The organism is Shewanella sp. 0m-8, from assembly GCF_052977265.1.
This window is the reverse complement of sequence record NZ_JBRIMB010000049.1, coordinates 12,875-36,838: the sequence shown is the minus strand read 5'-3', so window position 1 is coordinate 36,838 and position 23,964 is coordinate 12,875. Positions and strand designations below refer to the sequence as shown.

Sequence of the window (23,964 nt, the reverse complement as noted above, 5' to 3'; positions counted from 1 at the left end):
CTAAAGACTATGTCATGCTTGTCTACCCATACTCCTTGGCCAAACCAAAGACTATGTCATGCTTGTCTACCCATACTTCTTGGCCAAACTAAAGACTATGTCATGCTTGTCTACCCATACTCCTTGGCCAAACCAAAGACTATGTCATGCTTGTCTACCCATACTCCTTGGCCAAACCAAAGACTATGTCATGCTTGCCTACCCATACTCCTTGGCAAACCAAAAACTATGTCATGCTTGTCTACCCATACTCCTTGGCCAAACCAAAGGCTATGTTAAGCTTGTTTACCAATACTCCTTGGCCAAACCAAAGACTATGTTAAGCTTGTCTACCAATACCCTACAGCATCAAAGACTCCACTAAATAACTATGTCGCACCCTAACGCTATCCCCCCTAAAGCCAATGACGCTAAGCCTATTCAGCAAAGTAAAACTTATCACTTTCCTGTACAAATCTATTATGAAGATACCGATTTTTCAGGCGTGGTCTACCACCCTAATTTTTTAAAGTACTTCGAACGCGCCCGAGAACACGTTATTGGAGCAAATAGCTTGGCCAGCTTATGGGATGAACATGACTTAGGTTTTGCAGTCTATCGCAGCGATATGCTCTGCCATGATGGTGTTGAGTTTGCTGATATTATTGATATTCGAACCAAGTTCTACTTCGAGAGTAAATATCGCACCGTATGGTTACAAGAGATCTGGCGTCCAAACGGTAAGAAACCTGCGGTAACCGCGCAAATTGAGATGGTGTGCATGAACAAGAAACGTCAACTCAGCCCCATGCCACTATTACTCATTGAACGCCTGAGTGAGGCCTTTGCTGAAGCTGTTATCTTGTAGAGGATGGCTAACTTGTAGGATATAAAGGTGGGGTAATGTTCCACAAACTCACCTTTATCGACAACTTGTTGAGCTTGGTATGACTAGCCTATACCACTTAATTTAGGCCAACGTGACTCTAGCTCTTTTGGCTTTAACGGTTGAGAAAAAATATCTCCTTGGATTTTATCCACTCCCATACCCAGTAATAACTGTAAAATATCTTCGGTTTCGACCCCTTCTACAGTGACCTTAAAGCCTAACCCTTTGGCCAAACGGATGCTGGTATCCATAATATGCCGGGCTCTTGCATCAATTTCTAAATCATCCAAAAAGGCTTTATCAATCTTCACTTCATCGACAGGTAAGTACTTAAGGTAAGCTAAAGAAGAATGACCAGTCCCAAAGTCATCAATCGCAACATCGACGCCAAGCTGACGCAGATGGTTAATCGTTGCGACAGCACCATCGAGATCTTGCATCAATTTACTTTCAGTGATTTCAATCGAGATGGCGCTCGCCTCGAGTTGATGCTGCTTTAGCCTCGCTTCTATACCTGTTATCAAAGATGCGCTACGTAAGTCTTGCGTCGACAGGTTGACCGCCACCTGAAGTTTAATGTCATTTTGGTGCCATAATGCCTGCTGGGCAAACACCTCATCGAGTACCCATTGGCTGACGATATCGATCATACCGGAATACTCTGCAAGTGGAATAAACTCGGCCGGTGAAATGCTACCTAGTTGTGGATGCTGCCAACGCATTAATGCTTCAACTTGCTGGCAGTCTCCTTTAGGAAAACTCTGCTTTGGCTGATAAACCATATAAAGCTCGCCATCACGCAACGCCTTTGCCAAACTATTAATAATGGAGACTTCTCTAAGCTGCACCGCATCATCACCCAATAGATATTCAGATAAGGCAACATCATGAGTCTTAGCTTTTTTAAGCGCTAAATCTAACCGTCGCAGCATAGTACTGATATCACTATGAAAGGGTTCCAAAGCTAAATGGCCCACTTGTACTCTAGTGGTAATGATACTGCCAAAAATATCGTAAGGGAGCTGTAACTTATCAATCAGTTGCTGTAGCTGTAGTGGCGACATTGCGCTGGTGAAGTAAATGAGGAATTCATCTTCATTCATTCTTGCTATCAAAGACCCATCGGGAGATAAATCTTTTACTCTTGCCGCCATCTGCTTTAGTAGCTCATCGCCAAAATTAAAGCCAAACAGATCATTAACGTAACGAAAGCGATAGATATCCAAAAGAACCAGGCTGCCTTTATCTAATGGCATTAACTCAGCCATTTTACGCTTCATGCTTAAACGGTTATCAAGGTCTGTCAATTTATCCCGCACGGCTTGCAGACTCTGAATATGTAACTTTCCCACAGAGTCAGATAGCCCACTCAGCTGCGCCGATAAAGAGTTGTTAGCGGGAAAAGTAAAGCCGTGTAGCTCAAAAGATTTACGCAGCTGATTAACAAAATGACGAAGTTTTTGCTGCCGCCAAAGTGCGCATACTAATAAAATGAGTAGCAACAAACACACAATGGAGATCATCCAAAAACTGTCCATCAATGAGTACTTTAACCGTTAATTGAGTTTGAGTTATTAAGTTATAAACTATAGTGACCCGTAACTCCAGCGCCAGCCACCACTATAGTTTAACTTGCAATATCAATTTTGGTTTAAACAGAGGTATTATTCGTAACTTGCTTTAATTGATTGGTATGCTTCAATAAATTGTTCACCAGTTAACTCTTCAGTCGACACAGGTAAACCACGCTCGATAAAAAATCCCATTCTTTGTTCTAAGTCCACGCCAGCCTTAAGCTCTCCTGTATAGAAGGCCGCCGCGCGAATAAAGTCTAAGTAACTCAGCTTTTCTGAGTTATAGGTCAAATCTGCCCAGCGCTCGACCACTTGCATTACATCGGGTGAGAACTCCCAACTTTTTAGTACCGCGCGCCCAAGTGGGCCTTGCAGCTTTTTCACTAATGCTCGTAACATTTCTATGCTATTAAATAGCTCAGGTTGTGCTTCAGCTTCAGTTAGTACCGGTAACGCGCCGATATTATGCACTAGGCCTGCTAACGTCATCGTGTCGATGTTTAACTTGCTACCCGGATGATTAGCATTGTAGCTCTGCAACATCGCGCATGCTGCGGCAGTCACATCAATGGATGAACTCCATACCTCATCCATCACTTCCCAAACCATTTGGTTGGTTGAAATAAAAAGTTGCTCCATCGCGACCGATGTCACGATGGATTTAATTTGCATCAACCCAATACGATTGATTGCTGCATTGACGTTATCAGCAGGAACCCCACGGCTATACATAGCACTATTTGCGATGCGAATAACTCTGGCAGAAATTGCCGCATCTTGACCGATAATACTCGCGACATCTTTTAGACTAACGTCTTCTTGGCCCACCACTTCTTGTACTCGCATCGCCACTTCAGGCAAGGTCGGTAACACCAAAGAGTCTGACTTTAATTTTTTTAATAAACCAACTAATACTTGATGTTCTGTAGACATCTCAACTCCCTTATAAACCGTATTAATTTGCAGCGGTTCGAGTATATCAGTAGAACGCTTTTAGTTACGTGCAAAATCACTTTAATGGGTCAATACTTAATCAGATGGTACATTTTCAGTAAAACCGCTCGAAAAATGTCGCATAGATCACAAGGTTTTATAATAAATGACTCAGATCCACTCAAATCCAATTATTATGTGCGGCTGACTTTCTTGCATTAGCCCTGCTGCATTAAGTAAAATGCGCGGCCGATTGTCGAACCCTTATCCGTTAACAGAGAAGCTATTATGTTTAAACCTGAGCTATTGTCCCCTGCTGGTACATTAAAAAATATGCGTTACGCCTTTGCCTATGGCGCCGATGCTGTTTATGCCGGCCAGCCAAGATATAGTCTTCGCGTGCGTAATAACGACTTTAAGATGGAAAACTTAGCTGCGGGTATTAAAGAAGCCCATAGCTTAAACAAGAAGCTATATGTGGTGAGCAACATCGCGCCGCATAACGCTAAGCTAAAGACTTATATCAAAGATATGGAGCCAGTGGTTGCTATGCAACCCGATGCGTTAATCATGTCAGATCCTGGTCTTATCATGATGGTACGCGAAGCGTTTCCTGATCAAGTGGTGCATTTATCAGTGCAAGCTAATGCCATTAACTGGGCATCGGTTAAGTTTTGGGAATCACAAGGCATTAAGCGTGTGATCCTTTCGCGTGAGCTATCACTTGATGAAATCGAAGAGATTCGTCAACGTTGCCCTGATATCGAACTAGAAGTGTTCGTTCACGGCGCATTATGCATGGCCTATTCTGGTCGTTGCCTGCTTTCTGGTTACATCAACAAGCGTGATCCTAACCAAGGTACATGCACCAATGCTTGTCGCTGGAAGTACGATGTTCATGAGGCTAAGCAAAATGAAAGCGGTGACATTATTGCCGTTAACCCAGACGTACAGATTGAAACGCCAACATTAGGCGCAGGTCAGCCATCTGACCAAATCGTCTTGCTACAAGAAGCGGGTCGCCCTGGTGAATACATGCCAGCGTTTGAAGATGAGCATGGTACCTACATCATGAACTCTAAAGACTTACGCGCGATTCAGCATGTTGATCGTCTAACAAAAATGGGCGTAGATTCACTGAAAATCGAAGGCCGTACTAAATCTTTCTACTATGTTGCACGTACCGCCCAGCTTTATCGTCAAGCGATTGAAGATGCTGCGGCGGGTAAAGATTTTGACCGTACTTTGATGCACAACCTAGAAGGTCTAGCGCACAGAGGTTATACCGAAGGTTTCTTACGTCGTCACGTACATGATGAATATCAAAACTACGATTATGGCTATTCAATCAGTGATACTCAGCAGTTTGTTGGTGAGTTTACTGGCGTTCGTAATGAAGCGGGCCTTGCTGAAATTGATGTAAAGAACAAATTCCTTGTTGGTGATAGCGTTGAAGTCATGACGCCACAAGGCAATTTAACCCTGAATGTCGATAGCTTAATCAACCGAAAAGGTGAAAGTGTTGAGGCTGGTCTGGGTTCAGGACACTTCGTCTTTTTAGATGTGCCTGCGGGCGTAGAACTAGATAAAGCCGTGTTACTGCGTAACTTGCCACAAGGTCAAGATACTCGTAACCCACATCAAGCGAGCCACACTCCAGCTTAATATCGGGTGTTTCAGGCCCTGTTTAGGGCCTGTCTTTTAATTAGCTGTTAAATGCTTTCGCTTAACAGCTAAATACTTTTATTGAGCTGCTAAATAGGGCCAATCTACATTTCTCTTTAACCCTCGACTCCTTTCCCAGTGCCCTACTTCCCCTGCTGCTTGTTCTTAGTATCGCGCTTTAATAGCCAGCTTAATAATGCCATTCCCATTAATGCCGAGAATAACGAGGCAGACAAGATCCCAAGCTTTGCATCATTGATGAGAACTGGATTAAACGCTAGGTTTGCAATAAATAGCGACATGGTAAAACCAATTCCGGCCAATATGCCACCAGCAAAAAGATATGACCAATGAAGTTCCGGCGGCTTTATCGCTAGACCAGTGCATACTGTTAAGCCGCAGAATAAGATAATGCCGATAGGTTTACCCACTGCGAGACCAACAAAAACAGCAGTAAACAACGAAGCTGATATTTCTGAAAGAGAAATTGGGATACCTGCATTAGCGAATGCAAACAAAGGCATAACGACAAAACCAATCCAGGGGTGAAGTAACATCTCTAAACGTTCAACGGGAGAAAGTACTTCTCTGGTCGCCGCTTCAGCCGTTTTGAGCACTTTACGTTTTACACTAAAAACCCCCTGTTTTCCTATCGAGTGAGATGGCACAACACATTCTATTATCGTCAATAAACGTGCTTCGCTTACCCAACGGTTAGTCGGAGTCATCAACCCCAATATCACTCCAGTCACAGTAGGGTGCATTCCTGAAGCATCGACTACAAGCCAGATAGCCCCGCCGACAAGAAAATACAACATGATATTGCGGACCCCGAGCACTGCCATAATTTTAACCAGCACGAATCCAATCACGGCAAGCCCAATATAATGCAACTGAATGTCTTCACCGTAACCTACGGCCACCACAATGATGGCGCCAATATCGTCAATGATTGCCAGTGAGAGCATAAAGACCCGTAAACTTTTCGGAATACGAGGGCCAAGTAACGTGAGACAAGCAATAACAAATGCGGTATCGGTTGCCATCACAGTCCCCCAGCCATACTGGCCAGGCTGATCTAATTGAAGACTTAAATAGAGCAAGGCTGGAACCAACATACCACCAACAGCTCCGCTGATAGATAGCATCGCTAAACGCGGTGTTTTTAGCTCCCCTAATATGATTTCTCGCTTCAGCTCCAGTGCAATTAAGAAAAAGAACAAGGTCATCAATGCATCATTGATCCACTCGCGCAGCGAACGTGTAAGTTCGATTGTTCCCACAGTGATACCAACAGGAACGTCCCACAATGACAGAAAAGTTTCAGCCCATATAGAATTAGACAGCACTAAAGCCGCTAGGGTAAAAAACAACAACACCGTGCCAGCAGCGGCTTCAATATGCAAAAATCGGGTTATCGGCTGGGTTATCCAGTCAACATACTCTTTAGGAAGTTGGGTGGGGTGACCGCGCTCATCGGGTTGGAACTGCTTTTTGTTCATTGTTGCTTAGGTGCGGATGTTATCGCCTCTGGTGGATATACTCCCTTTAGATACTTGAATAAATCGCTCTCGGTGGATATGACTAAAGTCGTATTTTCAGCCATGATTGACTGATAAGACTGATAAGACTGATAAGACTGCATTGTGCGCGTAAACTCATATAAACCCACCGCTTGAGGACTTTGGTTATACGCCAGCGCATATATCTCTGCCGCTTTGGCATCAGCAGAGCCTCGAATTTCCTCCACATCACGATAAGCTTCAGATTGGATCTTATTTAGGTCACGGACACGATTACCTCTAATCCTCGCCGCTTCTCCATATCCTTCAGAAAGAAAGCGCTCTGCAATTTGACGTCTTTCACTGATCATACGATCATAAATTTTAGGTCTTACGCTGGCGTTATAGTTAATACGCTTAAAGCGAATATCCAATAGCTCAATACCAAACACTCGGACTTTATCTGTCGCAGCGGAAAATATTTCCTCTTCAATCACCTGACGTCCTTTGGTGATCGGCACTAAATTCCCTAGTGTTAAGTCGCTCACAGCCTCTATCGTTTGACCATCCCTTAAAGGCTGCCTATTTTTTGTGGTACGAATAATTTCAATCAATTCATGCTTCGCTACCGCATTGCGTGTTTCACTCCCCAAAATGTCATCAAGTCGCGACTGAGCACTGCGCTCATCACGTAAACGCAAAAAATACTGTAATGGATCGGTTATTCGCCAGCGCGCAAATAAATCGACTGAGAAATAAAGTTTATCTTTAGTTGGCATATCGGACGGATCACCATCCCACTCTAGTACGCGTTTATCGATAGCGTTAACCTCCTGTATGAAGGGGATTTTTATATTGAGCCCCGCGTCAGTTATCGGTTCTCCTACCGGTTTTCCAAATTGGGTAATAATCACCTGCTCTACTTCACTTACCGTATAAAGCGACCCAACCAAAGCAAGCAAGCTAAAAACGATGACAATAAAGGCAACCGCTGAACTAATCTTTTTCATGAGCCAACCCCTGTTTGTCTTGCTTAGGTTTAAGATCTAAAAAAGGCAAAACATTGCGAGTTTGTTCATCAATGATGATTTTTGACTCAATAGCGGGCAACACCGTCTGCATGGTCTCGATGTAAATCCGCTGACGTGTCACTTCAGGGGCTTTACTGTACTGTCCCAATAACGCATTAAATCGAGCAACATCACCTTGTGCTTCATTAATTCTTTTCAGGCGGTAGCCGTCAGCCTCACGGATCCGCTGATCCTTTTCACCTTCAGCTAAAGGAATGACTTTGTTGTAATCTCGACGAGCCTCATTAATCAGCTTTTCTTTTTCTTGCTGGGCTTGGTTTACCTCATTAAACGATTCCTGTACCGGTTTAGGAGGATTAATATTTTTAAGCTGCACCTGATCAATATTGATCCCCATGGCATATTTGGTCGTCAGCGCCTGCATTTTATCGAGCGCTTCAGATTCAATTTCTTGTCGGCCAATAGTAATTACCTCATCCACAGTACGATCACCGACAACTTCTCTCATAACGGACTCAGAGACATCACGTAGCGTGGCGCTAGGGGAGCGTACTTCGAATAAAAACTTGATAGGTTCGGCTATACGATACTGAACGACCCATTCAACCAATGCCGCATTTAAGTCACCGGTAACCATCTGCGTTTCTAGCTCACCGTCGGCTTCCACGGAGCCTTGAAAGGGATCTCTGGCTCCAGGGGTAGTAAAACCAAACTCTTGCTTTAACTGTCGCTTGACCGGAACAATCGTCGCTTTATCAATACCTAAAGGAAATTTGAAGTGTAGACCCGGTTGTATTTCTAAATGGAACTTACCAAAACGCTGCACAACTGCGACAGAGTCACTAGGGACGGTATAAACAGCCTGCCAAAAGAGCGTAACGATAATCAAAAGTAATGCGATTAAGAGCACATTTTTCATACCGCTGCGGGTGAAAAACTGTTGAGTCTCTATCGCATGGTTTTTTACGCTTTTTACAAAGCTGCTATAGGGAGTGGCATTGTCTGAACTGTCTTCAGGTGGGAGAGGGTCATTAGGTGACGACATGATTGTGACCTTGAGGCTATGGCAAGAAAATCTTGTCATAGTAAAGTCTGGTTCACTTTAGGTGATTTATCAAGCTAGGCGGCTGACTTGTAAACTTGTCACTACTTAGGCAACATTTCATCTAGTTGTTTTTGTAATAACAATTGGAATTGTTTCTGGTCCATCAAATTTAGATATTCAGCCGCTTGAGCGAGAGTGATATTCCTATGTGCTGCAGTCTGAACAATTTGCGTCGCTTTATCATATCCCAATATGGGCATTAGCAATGTTATGACAGATAAATTGTTCGATATATTCTTGTCAATTTGATCCAGATTCTGCCGTAGCCCTCGCACGCAATTTTTAGCAAAAGACACCATAGCGTCAGATAACAGCTCTATACTTTGCAATACATTATGGATAATTACCGGGCGGTAAGTATTCAGTTGCAATTGTCCATTGGAACTCGCTAGCGATACCGTAAGGTCGTTGCCAAATACTTGCAAACACACCATGCTTAATGCCTCACATTGAGTAGGGTTAACCTTACCAGGCATGATTGAGCTCCCTGGCTCATTTGCGGGCAATAGCCATTCGTTTAAACCACAACGTGGCCCACTGCCGAGTAAGCGGAAATCATTTGCGACTTTCTGTAATACTGCAGCTAATTGCTTAAGGGCGCTGCTGTAGCGCAATAACGCATCCTCACCCGATACTGCAGCATACAAATTAGCTGATTGCATGAATGGCTGACGATAATGTTTAGCCAGTAAACTGATGACCTGTTGGCCAAATAATGGCGGAGCATTCGATCCAGAACCTATCGCCGTTCCCCCTAGCGCCAATTGATATAAACCCTTCAGGCTCTCTTGTATCGCTTGCTTTGCAAAAGTAAGTTGACTCCCATATGCCGATAGACAGGAGCTGGCATTGATAGGTAGCGCATCCATTAAGTGTGTTCGTCCAACTGTATACTCCCCCTTGAATTCATTTTGCTTTGAGGAGAACTCGCACTCAAGTAAGTCTATGGCAGGTAAAAGAACATCTTGAGTTTGCTGCGCCACGATAATATGCATAGCAGTGGGAAACACATCATTAGAAGATTGAGATAAATTGACGTGATCATTAGGGTGAATACTGTTGCTTGGCTGCCCTATAGCTTGACCATTAAGCTCTGCAGCAACTAAATGGTCACTAGCCAGGCGACTTATCACTTCATTGACATTCATATTGGTCTGGGTACCAGAACCTGTCTGCCAAATAGAAAGTGGAAACTGAGCGCCATAGTCACCCTGTATAATTTCATCGCAAGCAAATAAGATTGCACTGTGTTGGCTAGCAGAGAGTAAGGAGTGACTGTAATTTATTTCAGCGCAAGCACGCTTAATGTTAACAAGCACTTTAATGAAGCCTAGATCAAAATGCTGACTTCCAATGTTAAAAAATGCTAGCGAGCGCTGTGTTTGCTCGCCCCACAAAGCACCTTTTTGGACGTTAATTTTTGCAAAGCCAACCTGCTCTGACGTGTTTCTTTTCGATGTTTTCCTCATACTTAACCACTCTCGTTTTGATGCATCAAAAAGTACTCAGCAATATTGCAGCCAACCTCTAACACTAATTTGGATTATGACCAAAACGACTTAACTAAATTATGTCCATCTGTTTGTATGAGGTCGCATTGTCGCCGTTACGTGTTGGTAGCGCGGAGTTCATGATGATGAACCTCTTAACGGAAACTCATTAAGCGCTATAAAGGCCTATGTTTACCTGTACTTCACCTAACACGACTCACTGTGAGCACCTAGTAACGACTAATCACTTACAGGTACAGTCGATAGAGTCTCATCTTGCACTTATCACTTATCACTTATCACTTATCACTTATCACTTATCACTTATCACTTATCACTTATCACTTATAGCTGAGGATGGGAGAGTAACCCAAATAAAGCAAGTCTTGGGCTTGTTGTTTACTGCCCGAAATTGCCCCCAATGTTGAACAAGACAATTGTATGTTCAGCCATTAATCGGGGCAGCCACCGTTCACAGATAGATGGTGAGCGGGCTTAAGCGTGTTACAAGGGAGATTGCCACAAGGCCAAGCACCCCGAGTCCACATCATGCGAGTAACACCCTAGATTAATGCTCTAAATTAATATCCTATTTTTATTAATGCTTTAGATTAATGCTCTGGCTTACTTCAGAATAAAAAAGACCTCCCCCCATTAAACTGCAAATATTTATCCCTTTCCCAAAAAGTCACGATAGAGAAGACTAAGCTACATTAGCCATTGATAATTCAATCACTTCCGGCTAAGTTGATTATACTTTGTGCACATTTTTAAATAGCTTTCCGTTATCCGTTATAAAAGGAATTTGTAATGAATAGATCCAAGCTTCCCCTACTGGTCGCATTTTCTCTGGTGCTATCTAACTCGAGTATCGCAGCGACACAATCAAAACCCGCAACCGAATTTACCAAAACAGAAAATGCTGCCGTCCTTAAGGCACTGCCCTTCAGTGACAAACAAGATTTTATCAATGCGCAGCGTGGGTTTATCGCCAAACCCGACACGGTCACCATTAAAGATGCACAGGGCAACATCGTCTGGGATCTAGAACAATATAAAAACTATATCAGTATCGATAAAGAATCCCCTGATACTGTGAACCCTAGTTTATGGCGTAATTCTCAACTTGTAATGCAACATGGTTTATTTGAAGTCACTGACAATATTTACCAAATTCGCGGGTTCGATCTAACCAATATCACTTTTATTAAAGGCAAAACAGGTTGGATAGTCTTCGACCCTCTCATCTCACCCGAGACAGCCAAAGCCGCGCTTGATTTTATCAATGAACAACTAGGTGAGCGCCCCGTTGTTGCTATCGTCTATAGCCATAGTCATATCGATCACTATGGCGGCGCAACCGGGATTGCAACGGCAGAAGATGTTGCCTCAGGCAAGGTACAAATTATTGCGCCGGAACACTTTACCGAACATGCAGTTTCAGAGAATGTGATTGCAGGTAACGCTATGGGGCGGCGCGCAGTATATATGTACGGTGCCTTACTGCCTCGTAATGCTAAAGGAGGTGTCAATGGTGGCCTAGGAATGACGGTGTCAACAGGGCTTGCGGGCCTATTACTGCCAAGTCATGAGATCACAAAAACCGGTGAAAAGCTCAACATTGATGGCGTTAACATGGAGTTTCAGCTCACTCCAGGTAGTGAAGCACCAGCCGAGATGAATACCTGGTTCCCAGACATGAAAGCACTATGGATGGCAGAGAATTCCACTAACACCATGCACAATATCCTAACCCTACGTGGCGCTCAGGTGCGAGATGCATTGATCTGGTCAAGCTTTCTGGACGAAACCATTGATACCTGGGGGAACCAGGCTAAAGTGAAGTTTCAAAGTCACCACTGGCCAGTATGGGATAGTGAAAATATCATTCCATACTTTAAAAAGCAGCGTGATATCTACAAATTTACCCATGACCAATCTGTTCGCCTAATGAACCAAGGCTATACAGGTGAAGAGATCTCCGAAATGATAACGCTCCCTGCGGAGCTTGAGCAAAATTGGCCAACGCGCGGATATTACGGCACCTTACGCCATAACAGTCGCGCGGTATATCAAAGGTATATGGGCTGGTATAACGGTAACCCTTCGAACCTCAATAACCTACCGCCAGAAATGGTTGCAAAAAAGTATATGGAGTTTATGGGTGGTGAGGCCGCGGTGCTCAAGAAAGCACAGGTTTCATTTGATCAAGGAGAGTATCGCTGGGTCGCAGAAGTGATGAAGCATGCAGTATTTGCTAATCCTGACAATCAAGCAGCTAAAGAGCTGTTAGCCGATGCTTTTGAGCAGCTTGGCTACCAAGCTGAATCAGGCCCTTGGCGCTCAGTGTATTTACAAGGTGCTTATGAGCTGAGAAACGGCGTACCATCAGCTGGAGGTACGCAAACTGCAACGCCTGATACCATTAGAGCGATGACACCAGAAATGCTGTTTGACTTCTTAGCGATAAGGCTTGATTCAAGCAAAGCTGAAGGTAAGTTACTCAATATCAATATTGATTTTACCGACCTTAACAGCAAGTACACGCTGACATTAGAAAATGCAGTGCTGCATCATAGTAAAAATCAAGTCGATAACCCCGATGTGGCTCTAGAGATGTCAATGAAAACGATGAACAGTATTCAACTGAAAGAACTCAGCTTTGATGAGGCGATTAAAAACGGCGATGTGAAGATCACTGGGGACAAACAGCAGTTTAAAGCGTTTCTCGCTATGCTAGATGATTTCAATTTCTGGTTTAACGTGGTTACGCCATAAGGTGCTAGGTCATCTTAGGCACCTTAGTTGAACAGCTAAGGATGAAGGTTTTTCGTCCTTAGCGCTTCTATGAGCACTGCTATCTTGTTATTGGATCTAGCAGTGCTTTTTGCCGTAACACACGCTTTATGAGTGTAAGCTAAATGAAAAAGCGATATGTATGCGTTAGATGTGTGAACCAGCATATCTGGGCTGATGGCTTTTTCATTTGGCTATTTAATCTAGCTGTTTAATCTAGCTGTTTAATTTAGCTTTCCATTTAGCTTGCCCACTTCACGAGTGCCATCTTGTAATCAGATAAGCTAGGTTTGTCCACACCCTGTGATATACTTGACCTCAAGAGACTTTTTCCATTCTTTTTTCGGTAATATTCGGTAAAAAATTTCACTAATGACACACTAGATATCACCCAAACTAGGCTTAAGTTTGTGTTGCTATTTGTGTCACTTACATAGTGAAATCAACGTAAATAATCCGCTGTTAACCGGGAAAAAGAAAAGCAATTACCCTCATAAGGAATGTACGTAAGCGCTTATTATGAATGATTTTTATAAGGTATATTAATTAGATGGCATTATTAATCGACGACAGCTGTATCAACTGTGACATGTGTGAGCCAGAATGTCCGAATCAGGCGATTACTATGGGTGAAGAGATCTATGAGATTGACCCTATACTTTGCACCGAATGCGTCGGTCATTATGACAAGCCAACCTGTATCTCGGTTTGCCCTATCGACTGTATTGCTGTTGACCCAGACCACAAAGAATCAGATGATGAGCTATTAATTAAATACCACATCATCACAGGTAAGCCTGTCGAATAAGCCTAGTGTTACTGATTAACAATGGAGCCTAATGGCTCCATTTTTGTTTTTGGGCGAGTCAATTAAGTATCACGTAAAAACGTCCGCCGACTAATGACTTCATTGAGATGACAGCGTAAAATCTCGCCTCACTCATTACCGTGCTAGCTCAATTTAACTTAAGTTAAATTAGGTTGATTCAAGTTAACCTAATTGAGTTTAGCGCTCGTTTATCCTTGCCAAAAGTTGTTAAATGCCCATGTACTCAGCTCAGCAATGCTTTACCGCTTTCAAATCACCTATCGATAGCTATGAGCTGCCAAAACGTTTTACCTTTCCCTTTTACTACCAGCCACACCCACTGTGTTTGTTGGCCGCGAAAGAGTTGCAAACCTATTTAAGTTCGCAAACAGACTGGCAGCATAACTTTGGTTTAGATAATAGTTTTGAGAATGGCTCAGACAATAGTTTAGACAATCATTCAAATAATGGTTTAGGCGATGATAAAACCGAAGCTATTGGCAAGATGTTTGGAGTATTACTCGTTCGTAATAAAAGCGGGGAGCTTGGTTATTTAGCCGCGTTTTCTGGAAAATTAGCCGAGCAAAACTTACTCAATGGCTTTGTACCACCGGTTTTTGATATGTTGGCCGAAGAAAGCTTTTTTCATGCAGGGATGCAAGCACTTAACCTGTTAACTGAGCAGCTCAAAGTCGCTGAAAGTAACCCTAATATTTCAATATTAACCACTGAATTAGCCACATTACGCCTTCAGGCTGAGGGCGAGTTAGAGGCTATACGAGCGCAAATTATTGAAAATCGCAAAGTGCGCAAATTACGCCGTGCTTGCGCTGAAAAAGAGCAGAATCAAGCTGTACTTAACGAGCTTAATATTGAGTTAGGTAAAGAGAGTGTCGCCGAGAAATTTAAGCTTAAAGCGGTAAAACAGGACTGGGATAGTCGATGCCATGAAGTTTCAAGCCAACTCAATAGTCTGCTTGATGAAATAACTCAAATAAAAGCGACGCGCGCCCAGCAGTCTAACCGTTTACAACAACAGATCTTTGCCCAGTATCAATTTTTAAATCAAGCTGGCGAGCTTAAAGATCTCAACCAGATCTTTAAAGATAGCCCTACGCAGCAACCGCCAGCGGGTGCTGGTGAGTGCGCAGCGCCTAAACTGCTGCAATTTGCCTTTAGTCAAGGCTATACACCATTGGCAATGGCGGAATTTTGGTGGGGAGCATCACCAAAGTCTGAGATCAAGCAGCATAAAAACTTTTATGGTTCTTGTCAGGGAAAGTGCCAACCCATTTTAAGCCACATGCTTGCAGGCATTGAGATGGATGCCAATCCTTTACTCACCAATCCTGCCGAAGGCAAATCTATCGAGATTTTATACCAAGATGAAGCGATGGCAGTGGTTAATAAACCTGCCGAGTTTCTATCAGTACCGGGTAAGAATGTGACTGACTCTGTTTATGCCCGCATGAAATCGATGTTTCCTCAGGCGACAGGTCCGCTGATTGTGCACCGCTTAGATATGTCCACTTCGGGCCTTATGGTCATCGCGCTAACCCGTGACGCCAATAAGTCTCTGGCGCAGCAGTTTATTGCACGAACAGTTGAGAAACGTTACGTGGCACAGGTAGCAGGACAAGTACAAGGTGATCAAGGGGAGATTAGCCTGCCTCTTAGGGTAGATCTCGATGACAGACCGCGCCAATTGGTGTGCTATGAGCATGGTAAGCATGCCCACACCCTATGGCAGGTAAAATCTCGCAGCGCGAAACACACCATGCTATATCTGTACCCTCACACGGGACGGACACACCAGCTGCGGGTGCATTGTGCCCACCATGATGGCTTACATCTGCCCATCATTGGCGATGACCTTTATGGCTGCAAAGCGAATCGATTACACCTCCATGCCCAAAGGTTGGTACTTAATCATCCTGTGACTAAGGAGCGCTTAACCTTTGAGGTCGAAGCCGACTTTAGCTTAGAGGCTTAATCTTTTGCTTGAGATGATGTGGGTTAATCTAAATGTTTAACCCACATGCTTATCTATGACGTTATCTATGCCGCTCTCTAATCTGCTGGACGAAATAGTTTCTAAATCCTTAAGCCAAAACTCGAACGCTTAACTCACATCTAACCCAGAGCTTGGTTTATCGGCTCTAATAAATCGCCTCAAACAAATAAACTCAAACAAATAAACTTAAACAGTTTTAAATGAATAAGTTCAAACAAAGAGCCCTAACAAATAGCGCTAACGAATGAGCGCTAAAAAGTGAGTCATTTATGCAAAGCTCGGCTGTGCTTTGGCCTGTAAAGTTTGTAGCGCCTGCGCCAACTTTTCAATTGTCACTCTAATGGCAGCAGGCATAGCATCAAACTCAACACTTAACAGTAAGTTTTTCACCTCGAGCCCAAGCTCGGTATCGCCTTCAATGCAAAGCTTACGTTGGAAAAACAGTGTATCTGGATCTTCCTTAGCCGCCGCGATTAATAACAGCTCTTTAGATTGACCAGTAAACGTCACTTCAGCATCTTGTTGCGGTCGTACATGCCAACATTCATCAAACGTCACTTCGAAAGTTAACCCTAAATCTTCAATATTAATCGCAACCCAACGGCCCGCTAAAAAGCTCAATTCATCGTCTTCAGCTTGCTCTGAAAGTAATAAACCTAAGATGCGTTTTAGTAGCTCAGCCTTCATCGCAAACGGCACAATGGCTAATGGGCGAGCAATAACTTTAGGCCCAATTTCGAGTATTTGTTGCGCTAACTTATGAGGAAGAAAACCTTGCATGTAAAAATGTATCCAAAATGTGGCAAAGAAAGGAATATTACCTAGATTTTATGATCACAAACCTGTTTTACATCAAAAATTTGATCTTCATTCCCTTTTAAACTCCTGTTTCATTATTTTTGGAGCAACTACATGGAACTGCTGTGCCCCGCGGGAAATCTCGCTTCACTGAAAACCGCCCTAAACTCAGGTGCAGATGCGGTCTACCTGGGCCTGAAAGACGACACCAATGCGCGCTCGTTTGCCGGATTGAACTTTACACCTAAGAAGTTACAGCAAGCCGCCGAATACACTAAGAAATGTGGCAAAAAGATATTTTTAACCATCAATACCTTTCCCAAGCCTGGTGAAGAAAGTCGCTGGTATCAAGCGATTGATCTTGCTGCTGACACCGGTGTCGATGCGTTAATCATGGCTGATTTATCGTTACTCGATTATGCACACAGTCGCTACCCTCACCTTCCTTTGCATCTATCGGTACAAGCTAGTGCAACTAATTTAGGTGCACTGAAGCTGTATAAAGAAGAGTTTAATATTGAACGTGCGGTATTGCCGCGAGTGCTTTCAATGAAGCAAGTACGCGATCTTGCCAAAGTGACACCCGTCGATTTAGAAGTGTTCGCCTTTGGCAGCCTGTGCATTATGGCCGAAGGCCGTTGCCACCTATCTTCTTACGTCACAGGACAATCGCCCAACACTGGCGGCTCATGTTCACCCGCTAAGCACGTACGTTGGCAGGAGTCTGGCAGTGATCGGCTGACATTGCTAAACGATGTATTAATCGATAAATCAGGTTTAGATGAGCAGATGGGCTATCCGGTTGTTTGTAAGGGCCGTTACACCACAGCTGAAAACAGTAAGCCAAGTCATATTCTTGAATCGCCCACCAGCCTTAACACTTTAAGCTTGCTGCCAGAGCTGGCTAAAGCCAATGTGGTATCGCTTAAAATTGAGGGACGCCAGCGTAGCCCAGCTTATGTTGAGCAAGTCACTAAGGTGTGGCGCGCAGCTATCGACAGCTATATGTCTGCACCTGAAAAGTACCAAACGCAGCAGTCTTGGGATCAGGCGCTAGCAAAAGTATCTGAGGGGCAAACCACTACTCTTGGCGCTTATGAGCGTAACTGGCAATAAGGATTAATGATGAAAACGTCACTCGGACCACTGCAATATTGCTGGGAAAAAGAAAAAGTTAATGCTTTTTATCAGCAGGTTGCACAAAGTAATATCCCTTTAATTTATTTAGGCGAAACCGTATGTAGTCGCCGTCGACAGCTTAAGTTTGCAGATTATTTAGCATTAGCTCAAATGCTCAGAGAGTCTGGCAAACAAGTGGTACTTTCAACGCTTGCGCTGCTCGAGGCGCCATCTGAATATACCGAGCTACAAAAACATGTCGATAATGGTGAGTTTATTATCGAAGCCAATGACATGGGAGCGGTGCAAGCAGCCAAAGAGCGTAACTTACCCTTTGTTTGTGGTCCAACCGTCAACAACTATAACTTTGCAACGCTAAAGAAACTGCATCAATGGGGCATGCAACGTTTTGTGATGCCGATTGAACTGTCTAAAGAGTGGTTAACCAACGTTATCGAAACGGAAAAGCCTATCCCTTTTGAAGTGGAAGTCTTTGGTCATGGCTATTTGCCACTGGCTCACTCTGCACGATGCTTTACCGCTCGCCAGTTGGGACTGCAAAAAGATGATTGCCAAATCGTGTGTTTGTCCCACTCTAAAGGGTTACTCGCACAAACCATGGATGATCAACCTCTGCTTCGGCTTAACGGTATTCAAACCCAATCAGCAAGCTTAATTGATCTATCCAATGAAGTTGAGCAGATGAAACAGATGGGAGTCGACTATTTTAGAGTATCGCCACATAGTCTAAAGAGCATAGAAATCGCAGAAAATATCTTGCTGCAACCAATAGCGGATAAGGACTCATCTTGTAACGGCTATTGGCATCAATCAGCCGGATTTAGCCAAGTTCCAGCGCTATAAGCAACAATTTGAAAATGAGTTAACCCCATAGTGCTAATGAAAGGTTTTTTTCAGATCCTTAATCACCAAGGCACTCCAGGTTAAGAAGGTGGCTACGCCAATCCATTGCACGACGGCGGGCCACCACATTTCAGGGCGAAAGGGAGCGAGTAGCATCTCATTATAAAATGCGCCATCACCTTCTGTTAAATCCAAGCTAAGTAGAGGCAGTAACAGAAATGCACTCATAGACACAAATGCAACCAATGCACTTATCTGGGTCAAAATAGAGAATCTAGCCTCTTTCGCCATCAATTGAAAACCGATGTAAGACACCAGACTACAGCAGCCAAAAATAAAGAAGTATTTGATCGCGATAATATGTAGGTGGTAGACATTAATCGGAAAAAGACCTGTCGCAGCAAAGGCTAAATAGGTCAGCCCAAGACTAATGAAAAAAGGGTAACGCCAAACTGAGTCGCCAAGTTGCAGGCTCAGTAAGCAAAATAGCACTACACACAGGCCACCAAAAAACAGCCCACCATTGACGATAACGGCATAACGAGAGTGTCCATAACTGCCTAGCTCACTCAATGTGTGGTTTAAAAAGCTATATCCCTGACCGTCAAAGTGCTCGAACATCACAATAGATAGCACTAGGCCTAGTACTTGGCCAAAAATACCCAGCATGCCAAACCTAAACGCTAACCTTGACACTTTATTGTATTTATTAACGAGCATAGTTACCTAATTAACCTCTTTATTAACGTTTATTAATGTATATCGAATTGGCTTACTGTAACGAGGTCTAGCTCAGAGTTTTAATAAACATTTATGACACAGAAATGTAACGCATTTGTTATTTTTATAGCCTGTGAAACAGAATATCAAGCTCTTTGCTAAAAACAATCCAAAAATCATAGGATAAAAAGATTTTAAACCCAAAAAGTTAGCTTAAATCAGTCAACAAACTTGTTATTCAAAAAGATATACAAAAAATTACATCCGACAATTTAAACAAGTGTATTAATGAGATACCCTACAACATTGTGTTAATGCATTGCTGTGGAATTGCGATGCTTTTTGCTGTCACTCGGAATAATAATGACAAGAAAACAGGTAAGCCTTATCAATCAGGAAGTTAAGTTAACCCCGACAGATCAACTCATATCGACCACTGATAGACGCGGTGTTATCACCTACGTAAACCAAAGGTTTATTGAAGTGTCAGGCTTTAGTGAAACAGAGCTTATCGGCAACAATCATAATATGGTTCGTCATCCAGACATGCCCAAAGCAGCATTTAAAGAGATGTGGGGGAAATTAGAAGCAGGTATATCCTGGCGCGGCGTGGTTAAAAACCGCTGTAAAGATGGTCGATACTATTGGGTCGATGCATTTGTTTCGCCCTTATTTGAAAAAGGTCAGCTCATCGGCTATCAATCGGTTCGCATGGCGGCAAGCCCCCAACTCACCAATAAAGCCACAGAAATCTACCAGCGTCTCAATCAAGGTAAACGTGTCGATGACCCCATCAGCTTAGCCAATAAGAGATTGCTCTCAGCAATCTGTGCAAGTACAGGGCTATTGATTGCCGGTGCAATATGGGGCTGGGCGGTCATCATTGCAGGCATCATCTTAATGGCCGTCAACCTAGCCATTTTTTATGACGAGGCGTTTAAAGTACCTGCAAGATTAATGAAGATGAAACAAGAGTACGACTCTATCAGCCGCTTTATCTATTGTGGTCGTGACACTTCATCTTTACTCGATTTTCAACTTATGATGAAAGATGCCAAGCTACAAGGCGTGCTTGGTCGTTCACAAGACAATGCCGAGCATATTGAAGATATTGCGAGCCAGCTAATAGCTGCGGCACAGCAAACCCATGTAGGTCTAAATCTTGAGAACCAGCAGATAGAACTTATTGCCAGTGCCACCGAAGAGATGGGATCGACAATTAGCGAAGTCGCTAAAAATACCCAATCAACTTCTGAAAGCATTCAGCAAACCTATCAAGTCTGTCACGATAGCCGCGAAATGATGCAGCAAAATGCCGTCAGCATTAATCACCTTTCAAACTCTGTTACTCAAGCAGCAGAAAATGCCCACCTATTAAATAAAGAAGCTGAACGCGTTGCCAGTGCGATGTCTGAAATTGACTCCATTGCAGAACAAACTAACTTGCTCGCACTTAATGCGGCAATCGAAGCCGCCCGCGCCGGAGATCAAGGTCGAGGGTTTGCAGTGGTTGCCGATGAAGTCAGAGCGCTATCGAGTCGCACTCAGCAATCAACGACCAGCATATCGAAAAGCGTCGATAAAATGTTTTCCATGCTAACCGAATGGTCAAAGCAGATGGATAACAGTAAATCTAAAGCATTATTATGCAGCGAAGATGCCGAAAAATCTGCTAATAAAATCGATACCATCTATCAATCAATGAAAGAAATTCAAGCTTTAGCGGTACAAAATGCGGTTGCGGCCGAGCAACAAACCTTAGTTGTTGGTGAGATTAACCAAAATATCACTCAAATTAGCCAGGCATCGAGTGAAAACCTATGCGCGGTTAATCTAGTTGAGGCCTCTGTTAAAGAGTTAAAGTTCAATGCAGAAAAAGCAAAATCTTTGAGAAAAACATTTAGTTAAACCTTCTGCAAAAGCCCATTTTGCCGTCACAAAATAAACGTGACGGCGAAAACGGCACACGACAAATCAACATCTGCGCATCATTTGCAAACATTTGTTTTAAAAAGAGTTAACCGCAAAAAAGTTTTGTGCTTTTTTGCAAACTTCCGATACAATATAAATAATCATATTGAGCTAATAACTATTCGCCCGTAGTGAATTACACTACATAATAATAGAATGGTGTTATTAAGATATTTTATGGCGGTTCGCTCGCCAACTAACAGTTGAATGGATATTCAATAACTTATCTGTTTATGCATAGACGTCTGTTTATTGTCATTAAGCAAAATCTCGTTATTTAGGGTGTTAATTAAAGTGTCAGAAAAACAAACCCACAATATTAAAACAATACTCACATTTATCGTGCCATCTTTGATTGGTCTATTGCTGTTTATGATGCCAATCAGTTATCAAGATGCCCTCACGATCCCTATCGCGATCATCTCGAAAGGATTACAGAATCTATTGAGCGGTGTAATCGTTGCAATGGTGACATTTGTGGTTATCTTCACAGCGATTGCTTCGCTTCTGACCAAAGTGTTTCAGCCACAATTTATTGTTAAACATCGTTTTCTTAACTCGTTATTTAACGTCAGCCCTATCTGGTTAGTGGTGCGTTTACTTGGCGCAATCTTTATCACGCTAACCTTCTTTGGTGTTGGCCCTGAGGCCATACGCTCAGGCGGAACCGGGGCGCTGGTTCTAAATGACCTATTACCTGTGCTTTTTTCAGTATTCTTATTTGCAGGTATGTTGCTGCCACTACTTCTGAACTTTGGTCTTCTTGAGTTATTGGGCACCATGTTAACCAAGGTTATGCGCCCTATCTTTAACCTACCAGGTCGTAGTGCTATCGACTGTCTGGCGTCATGGTTAGGCGACGGTAGCGTCGGGATCTTGATGACCACCAAGCAATATGAGGCTCGCTTCTATACCCAAAGAGAAGCGGCTGTGATTGGTACCACTTTCTCAGCGGTTTCAATCACCTTCTCTCTCGTTGTGATCTCTCAGGTTCAATTGGAGCATTTGTTCGTCCCTTTCTACCTCACGGTGTGTCTTGCCGGTTTTGTTGCCGCGATAGTGGTACCTAAACTGCCACCACTTTCTTGGAAGAAAGACATCTATATTGATGAGACGCCTCGTCACTCTGATGATGAAATGATCCCTGAAGGCTATAACGTATTTACTTGGGGTTTGCATCAGGCACTTAATAAAGCGTCTCAAGCTGGCGGTGTTAAGCACACTTTGATTGATGGCGTGAAGAACGTCGTTGATATGATTTTTGGCGTGATCCCTGTGGTAATGGGCATTGGTACTATCGCCTTAATGATTGCCGAATTCACCCCAATTTTTGAATACTTAGGAATGCCTTTCATTCCACTGCTTGAGCTATTACAAGTTCCTGAAGCAACAGCCGCGTCAAAGACGATTATGGTTGGCTTTGCAGATATGTTTATCCCTGCAATTTTAGCCAGTTCTATTGAATCAGATATGACGCGCTTTATTATCGCAACCTTGTCTGTGACTCAGCTTATCTACATGAGTGAAGTGGGTGCATTATTGATTGGTAGTAAAATTCCGGTCAACTTCCTTGAGTTGTTTGTCGTGTTCATTCTTAGAACATTAGTGACGCTACCTGTTATTGCAGGTGTGGCTCACCTTATTTTCTAACTCTCACGACATTAAGTAAAAAAGGAGCGAATTATCGCTCCTTTTTTTGTGCTTCACACCGTAGCCAATTCTTGTCATAAATTCGCCACAAATCGTTCATCAACCAGTCAATAAGCCGTTCTAGTCTAACTGCAAGTCATCGTTTACATGGCAAGCCAATGAGCAATAAGCCCAGAGAAAAAACACGCTTAACCTCCACCTCATCAATCAGCCCGATCCCCCCCGTAACGACTCAGCCGAGTTTCAATGCCGTATGGTTATCTGATGTGCACTTAGGCAGCAAAGACTGTAAAGCTGAGTACCTTTTACAGTTACTTAAACACATGCAGACTGAGTCTTTATACCTTGTTGGCGATATCTTTGATATTTGGGCATTGAAGCGACGGGTTTATTGGCCTGAATCCCATAATCTCGTGCTGCAACAACTGCTTAAAATGGCTAGAGATGGGGTCAACATTGTTTATATTCCAGGTAACCACGATGAAGTATTAAAGCCATATAATGGTTTTCACCTTTGGGATTTATCCATTGCGGCCGAATATATCCACACCGGAGTTACTGGCCGAAAGTTGCTTATGCTGCACGGCGATCAGTTTGACTCAGAAGTTTGCATAGGCCGCGCTTACGCAAAGCTGGGCGATCACCTATATGACCTCTTACTGCTTCTAAACCGTGGGCTACACAAGCTCCGCACGTGGTTTGGCTACCCATACTGGTCCTTAGCCAGTTACGTCAAGCTACGTATCAATAAAGCCCAGCAAGCCATTAACGACTATCAGGCTGCAGTTGTGCGCTACGCTAAACGCAAGCGTGTCGATGGTGTTATTTGTGGTCATATTCACCAACCTGCCCTGTGCATCAACCAGCAGCTCCTTTACGCCAATGATGGTGATTGGGTGGAGAACTGCACCTTAATAGCTGAATCCCTACAAGGCGACATTCAACTACTGAAATGGAATGAAACCACTGCAGAGGCTGAACTGATCCAGTCTTACTCTTTTGACGATAACCAGAAAGCCGCTACCCAGCAGCGTGTTGCTTAAGCCAGTTAAGCGA

At 43.4% G+C, this 23,964-nt stretch carries 18 protein-coding genes; 10 read left to right on the top strand and 8 right to left on the bottom strand.

Annotation, left to right across the window (positions count from 1 at the left end; all coding sequences use genetic code 11):
* The first annotated feature begins 370 nt into the window (after window positions 1-370).
* Window positions 371-847: a thioesterase family protein gene (locus ACVBIO_RS17955; RefSeq protein WP_447160072.1), complete on the top strand. Its 477-nt coding sequence runs from the start codon at window positions 371-373 to the stop codon at window positions 845-847.
* 83 nt (window positions 848-930) lie between these two features.
* Here the strand turns inward: ACVBIO_RS17955 and ACVBIO_RS17950 are convergent, their stop codons facing one another.
* Window positions 931-2,406 (bottom strand): putative bifunctional diguanylate cyclase/phosphodiesterase, encoded by a 1,476-nt coding sequence (locus ACVBIO_RS17950; protein WP_447163354.1) that lies wholly within the window; start codon window positions 2,404-2,406, stop codon window positions 931-933.
* 126 nt (window positions 2,407-2,532) lie between these two features.
* Entirely contained in the window at window positions 2,533-3,375 is an 843-nt protein-coding gene (locus tag ACVBIO_RS17945; RefSeq protein ID WP_447160074.1) for an HDOD domain-containing protein, read from the bottom strand.
* A 288-nt stretch (window positions 3,376-3,663) separates the two neighbouring features.
* Here ACVBIO_RS17945 and trhP point away from each other — a divergent pair, with 288 nt between their 5' ends.
* A complete protein-coding gene (trhP, locus tag ACVBIO_RS17940) occupies window positions 3,664-5,040 on the top strand; it encodes a prephenate-dependent tRNA uridine(34) hydroxylase TrhP (RefSeq protein ID WP_447173138.1) in 1,377 nt (458 codons plus the stop codon).
* 143 nt (window positions 5,041-5,183) lie between these two features.
* Here the strand turns inward: trhP and nhaA are convergent, their stop codons facing one another.
* The 4 genes from nhaA to ACVBIO_RS17920 all read right to left on the bottom strand — a co-directional run bounded on the left by nhaA (window position 5,184) and on the right by ACVBIO_RS17920 (window position 10,147).
* Window positions 5,184-6,542, bottom strand: coding sequence for a Na+/H+ antiporter NhaA (gene nhaA, locus ACVBIO_RS17935; RefSeq protein ID WP_447173137.1), 1,359 nt, complete (start codon window positions 6,540-6,542; stop codon window positions 5,184-5,186).
* On the bottom strand, window positions 6,539-7,552 hold the full coding sequence (hflC, locus tag ACVBIO_RS17930) for a protease modulator HflC (protein ID WP_447173136.1): 1,014 nt from the start codon (window positions 7,550-7,552) through the stop codon (window positions 6,539-6,541). The genes nhaA and hflC overlap by 4 nt, the downstream gene beginning before the upstream one ends.
* Window positions 7,539-8,492, bottom strand: coding sequence for an FtsH protease activity modulator HflK (gene hflK, locus ACVBIO_RS17925; RefSeq protein ID WP_447163371.1), 954 nt, complete (start codon window positions 8,490-8,492; stop codon window positions 7,539-7,541). Before hflK ends, hflC begins: the two co-directional genes overlap by 14 nt.
* A gap of 227 nt (window positions 8,493-8,719) precedes the next feature.
* Window positions 8,720-10,147, bottom strand: coding sequence for a class II fumarate hydratase (locus ACVBIO_RS17920; RefSeq protein ID WP_447173135.1), 1,428 nt, complete (start codon window positions 10,145-10,147; stop codon window positions 8,720-8,722).
* Window positions 10,148-10,978: 831 nt separating this feature from the next.
* Between ACVBIO_RS17920 and ACVBIO_RS17915 the strand changes: the two genes are divergently transcribed.
* The 3 genes from ACVBIO_RS17915 (at window position 10,979) to ACVBIO_RS17905 (ending at window position 15,765) form a co-directional block, all read left to right on the top strand.
* Window positions 10,979-12,946 carry an alkyl/aryl-sulfatase gene (locus ACVBIO_RS17915; protein WP_447160079.1) on the top strand — a complete coding sequence of 656 codons (1,968 nt, stop codon included), beginning with the start codon at window positions 10,979-10,981 and terminating at the stop codon, window positions 12,944-12,946.
* A gap of 568 nt (window positions 12,947-13,514) precedes the next feature.
* Complete coding sequence (locus ACVBIO_RS17910; RefSeq protein ID WP_447173134.1) at window positions 13,515-13,772, top strand: YfhL family 4Fe-4S dicluster ferredoxin; 258 nt, start codon at window positions 13,515-13,517, stop codon at window positions 13,770-13,772.
* A 238-nt stretch (window positions 13,773-14,010) separates the two neighbouring features.
* Entirely contained in the window at window positions 14,011-15,765 is a 1,755-nt protein-coding gene (locus ACVBIO_RS17905; protein WP_447173139.1) for a pseudouridine synthase, read from the top strand.
* A 288-nt stretch (window positions 15,766-16,053) separates the two neighbouring features.
* Here ACVBIO_RS17905 and ubiT read toward each other — a convergent pair whose 3' ends face one another.
* Entirely contained in the window at window positions 16,054-16,566 is a 513-nt protein-coding gene (gene ubiT / locus ACVBIO_RS17900) for a ubiquinone anaerobic biosynthesis accessory factor UbiT (protein ID WP_447160080.1), read from the bottom strand.
* 132 nt (window positions 16,567-16,698) lie between these two features.
* Here ubiT and ubiU point away from each other — a divergent pair, with 132 nt between their 5' ends.
* Complete coding sequence (ubiU, locus tag ACVBIO_RS17895; RefSeq protein WP_447160081.1) at window positions 16,699-17,700, top strand: ubiquinone anaerobic biosynthesis protein UbiU; 1,002 nt, start codon at window positions 16,699-16,701, stop codon at window positions 17,698-17,700.
* A gap of 9 nt (window positions 17,701-17,709) precedes the next feature.
* The gene (locus ACVBIO_RS17890) at window positions 17,710-18,567 is read left to right on the top strand and encodes a U32 family peptidase (protein ID WP_447160082.1); all 858 of its coding nucleotides are present in this window, start codon (window positions 17,710-17,712) and stop codon (window positions 18,565-18,567) included.
* Window positions 18,568-18,600: 33 nt separating this feature from the next.
* Here ACVBIO_RS17890 and ACVBIO_RS17885 read toward each other — a convergent pair whose 3' ends face one another.
* The gene (locus ACVBIO_RS17885; protein WP_447160083.1) at window positions 18,601-19,236 is read right to left on the bottom strand and encodes a DUF998 domain-containing protein; all 636 of its coding nucleotides are present in this window, start codon (window positions 19,234-19,236) and stop codon (window positions 18,601-18,603) included.
* A gap of 414 nt (window positions 19,237-19,650) precedes the next feature.
* Here ACVBIO_RS17885 and ACVBIO_RS17880 point away from each other — a divergent pair, with 414 nt between their 5' ends.
* The 3 genes from ACVBIO_RS17880 (at window position 19,651) to ACVBIO_RS17870 (ending at window position 23,951) form a co-directional block, all read left to right on the top strand.
* Window positions 19,651-21,195, top strand: a complete 1,545-nt coding sequence (locus ACVBIO_RS17880; RefSeq protein ID WP_447160084.1) for a methyl-accepting chemotaxis protein — start codon at window positions 19,651-19,653, stop codon at window positions 21,193-21,195.
* A 357-nt stretch (window positions 21,196-21,552) separates the two neighbouring features.
* Window positions 21,553-22,908 carry a YjiH family protein gene (locus ACVBIO_RS17875; protein WP_447160085.1) on the top strand — a complete coding sequence of 452 codons (1,356 nt, stop codon included), beginning with the start codon at window positions 21,553-21,555 and terminating at the stop codon, window positions 22,906-22,908.
* 158 nt (window positions 22,909-23,066) lie between these two features.
* Window positions 23,067-23,951 (top strand): UDP-2,3-diacylglucosamine diphosphatase, encoded by an 885-nt coding sequence (locus tag ACVBIO_RS17870; protein ID WP_447160086.1) that lies wholly within the window; start codon window positions 23,067-23,069, stop codon window positions 23,949-23,951.
* Window positions 23,952-23,964 lie beyond the last annotated feature (13 nt).

What these genes read in the sequence shown, in the direction of transcription:
- ACVBIO_RS17955 (WP_447160072.1), top strand. Translation starts at nt 371, where the DNA reads ATGTCGCACCCTAACGCTATCCCCCCTAAAGCCAATGACGCTAAGCCT.
- ACVBIO_RS17950 (WP_447163354.1), bottom strand. Translation starts at nt 2,406, where the DNA reads ATGGACAGTTTTTGGATGATCTCCATTGTGTGTTTGTTGCTACTCATT.
- ACVBIO_RS17945 (WP_447160074.1), bottom strand. Translation starts at nt 3,375, where the DNA reads ATGTCTACAGAACATCAAGTATTAGTTGGTTTATTAAAAAAATTAAAG.
- trhP (WP_447173138.1), top strand. Translation starts at nt 3,664, where the DNA reads ATGTTTAAACCTGAGCTATTGTCCCCTGCTGGTACATTAAAAAATATG.
- nhaA (WP_447173137.1), bottom strand. Translation starts at nt 6,542, where the DNA reads ATGAACAAAAAGCAGTTCCAACCCGATGAGCGCGGTCACCCCACCCAA.
- hflC (WP_447173136.1), bottom strand. Translation starts at nt 7,552, where the DNA reads ATGAAAAAGATTAGTTCAGCGGTTGCCTTTATTGTCATCGTTTTTAGC.
- hflK (WP_447163371.1), bottom strand. Translation starts at nt 8,492, where the DNA reads ATGAAAAATGTGCTCTTAATCGCATTACTTTTGATTATCGTTACGCTC.
- ACVBIO_RS17920 (WP_447173135.1), bottom strand. Translation starts at nt 10,147, where the DNA reads ATGAGGAAAACATCGAAAAGAAACACGTCAGAGCAGGTTGGCTTTGCA.
- ACVBIO_RS17915 (WP_447160079.1), top strand. Translation starts at nt 10,979, where the DNA reads ATGAATAGATCCAAGCTTCCCCTACTGGTCGCATTTTCTCTGGTGCTA.
- ACVBIO_RS17910 (WP_447173134.1), top strand. Translation starts at nt 13,515, where the DNA reads ATGGCATTATTAATCGACGACAGCTGTATCAACTGTGACATGTGTGAG.
- ACVBIO_RS17905 (WP_447173139.1), top strand. Translation starts at nt 14,011, where the DNA reads ATGTACTCAGCTCAGCAATGCTTTACCGCTTTCAAATCACCTATCGAT.
- ubiT (WP_447160080.1), bottom strand. Translation starts at nt 16,566, where the DNA reads ATGCAAGGTTTTCTTCCTCATAAGTTAGCGCAACAAATACTCGAAATT.
- ubiU (WP_447160081.1), top strand. Translation starts at nt 16,699, where the DNA reads ATGGAACTGCTGTGCCCCGCGGGAAATCTCGCTTCACTGAAAACCGCC.
- ACVBIO_RS17890 (WP_447160082.1), top strand. Translation starts at nt 17,710, where the DNA reads ATGAAAACGTCACTCGGACCACTGCAATATTGCTGGGAAAAAGAAAAA.
- ACVBIO_RS17885 (WP_447160083.1), bottom strand. Translation starts at nt 19,236, where the DNA reads ATGCTGGGTATTTTTGGCCAAGTACTAGGCCTAGTGCTATCTATTGTG.
- ACVBIO_RS17880 (WP_447160084.1), top strand. Translation starts at nt 19,651, where the DNA reads ATGACAAGAAAACAGGTAAGCCTTATCAATCAGGAAGTTAAGTTAACC.
- ACVBIO_RS17870 (WP_447160086.1), top strand. Translation starts at nt 23,067, where the DNA reads ATGAGCAATAAGCCCAGAGAAAAAACACGCTTAACCTCCACCTCATCA.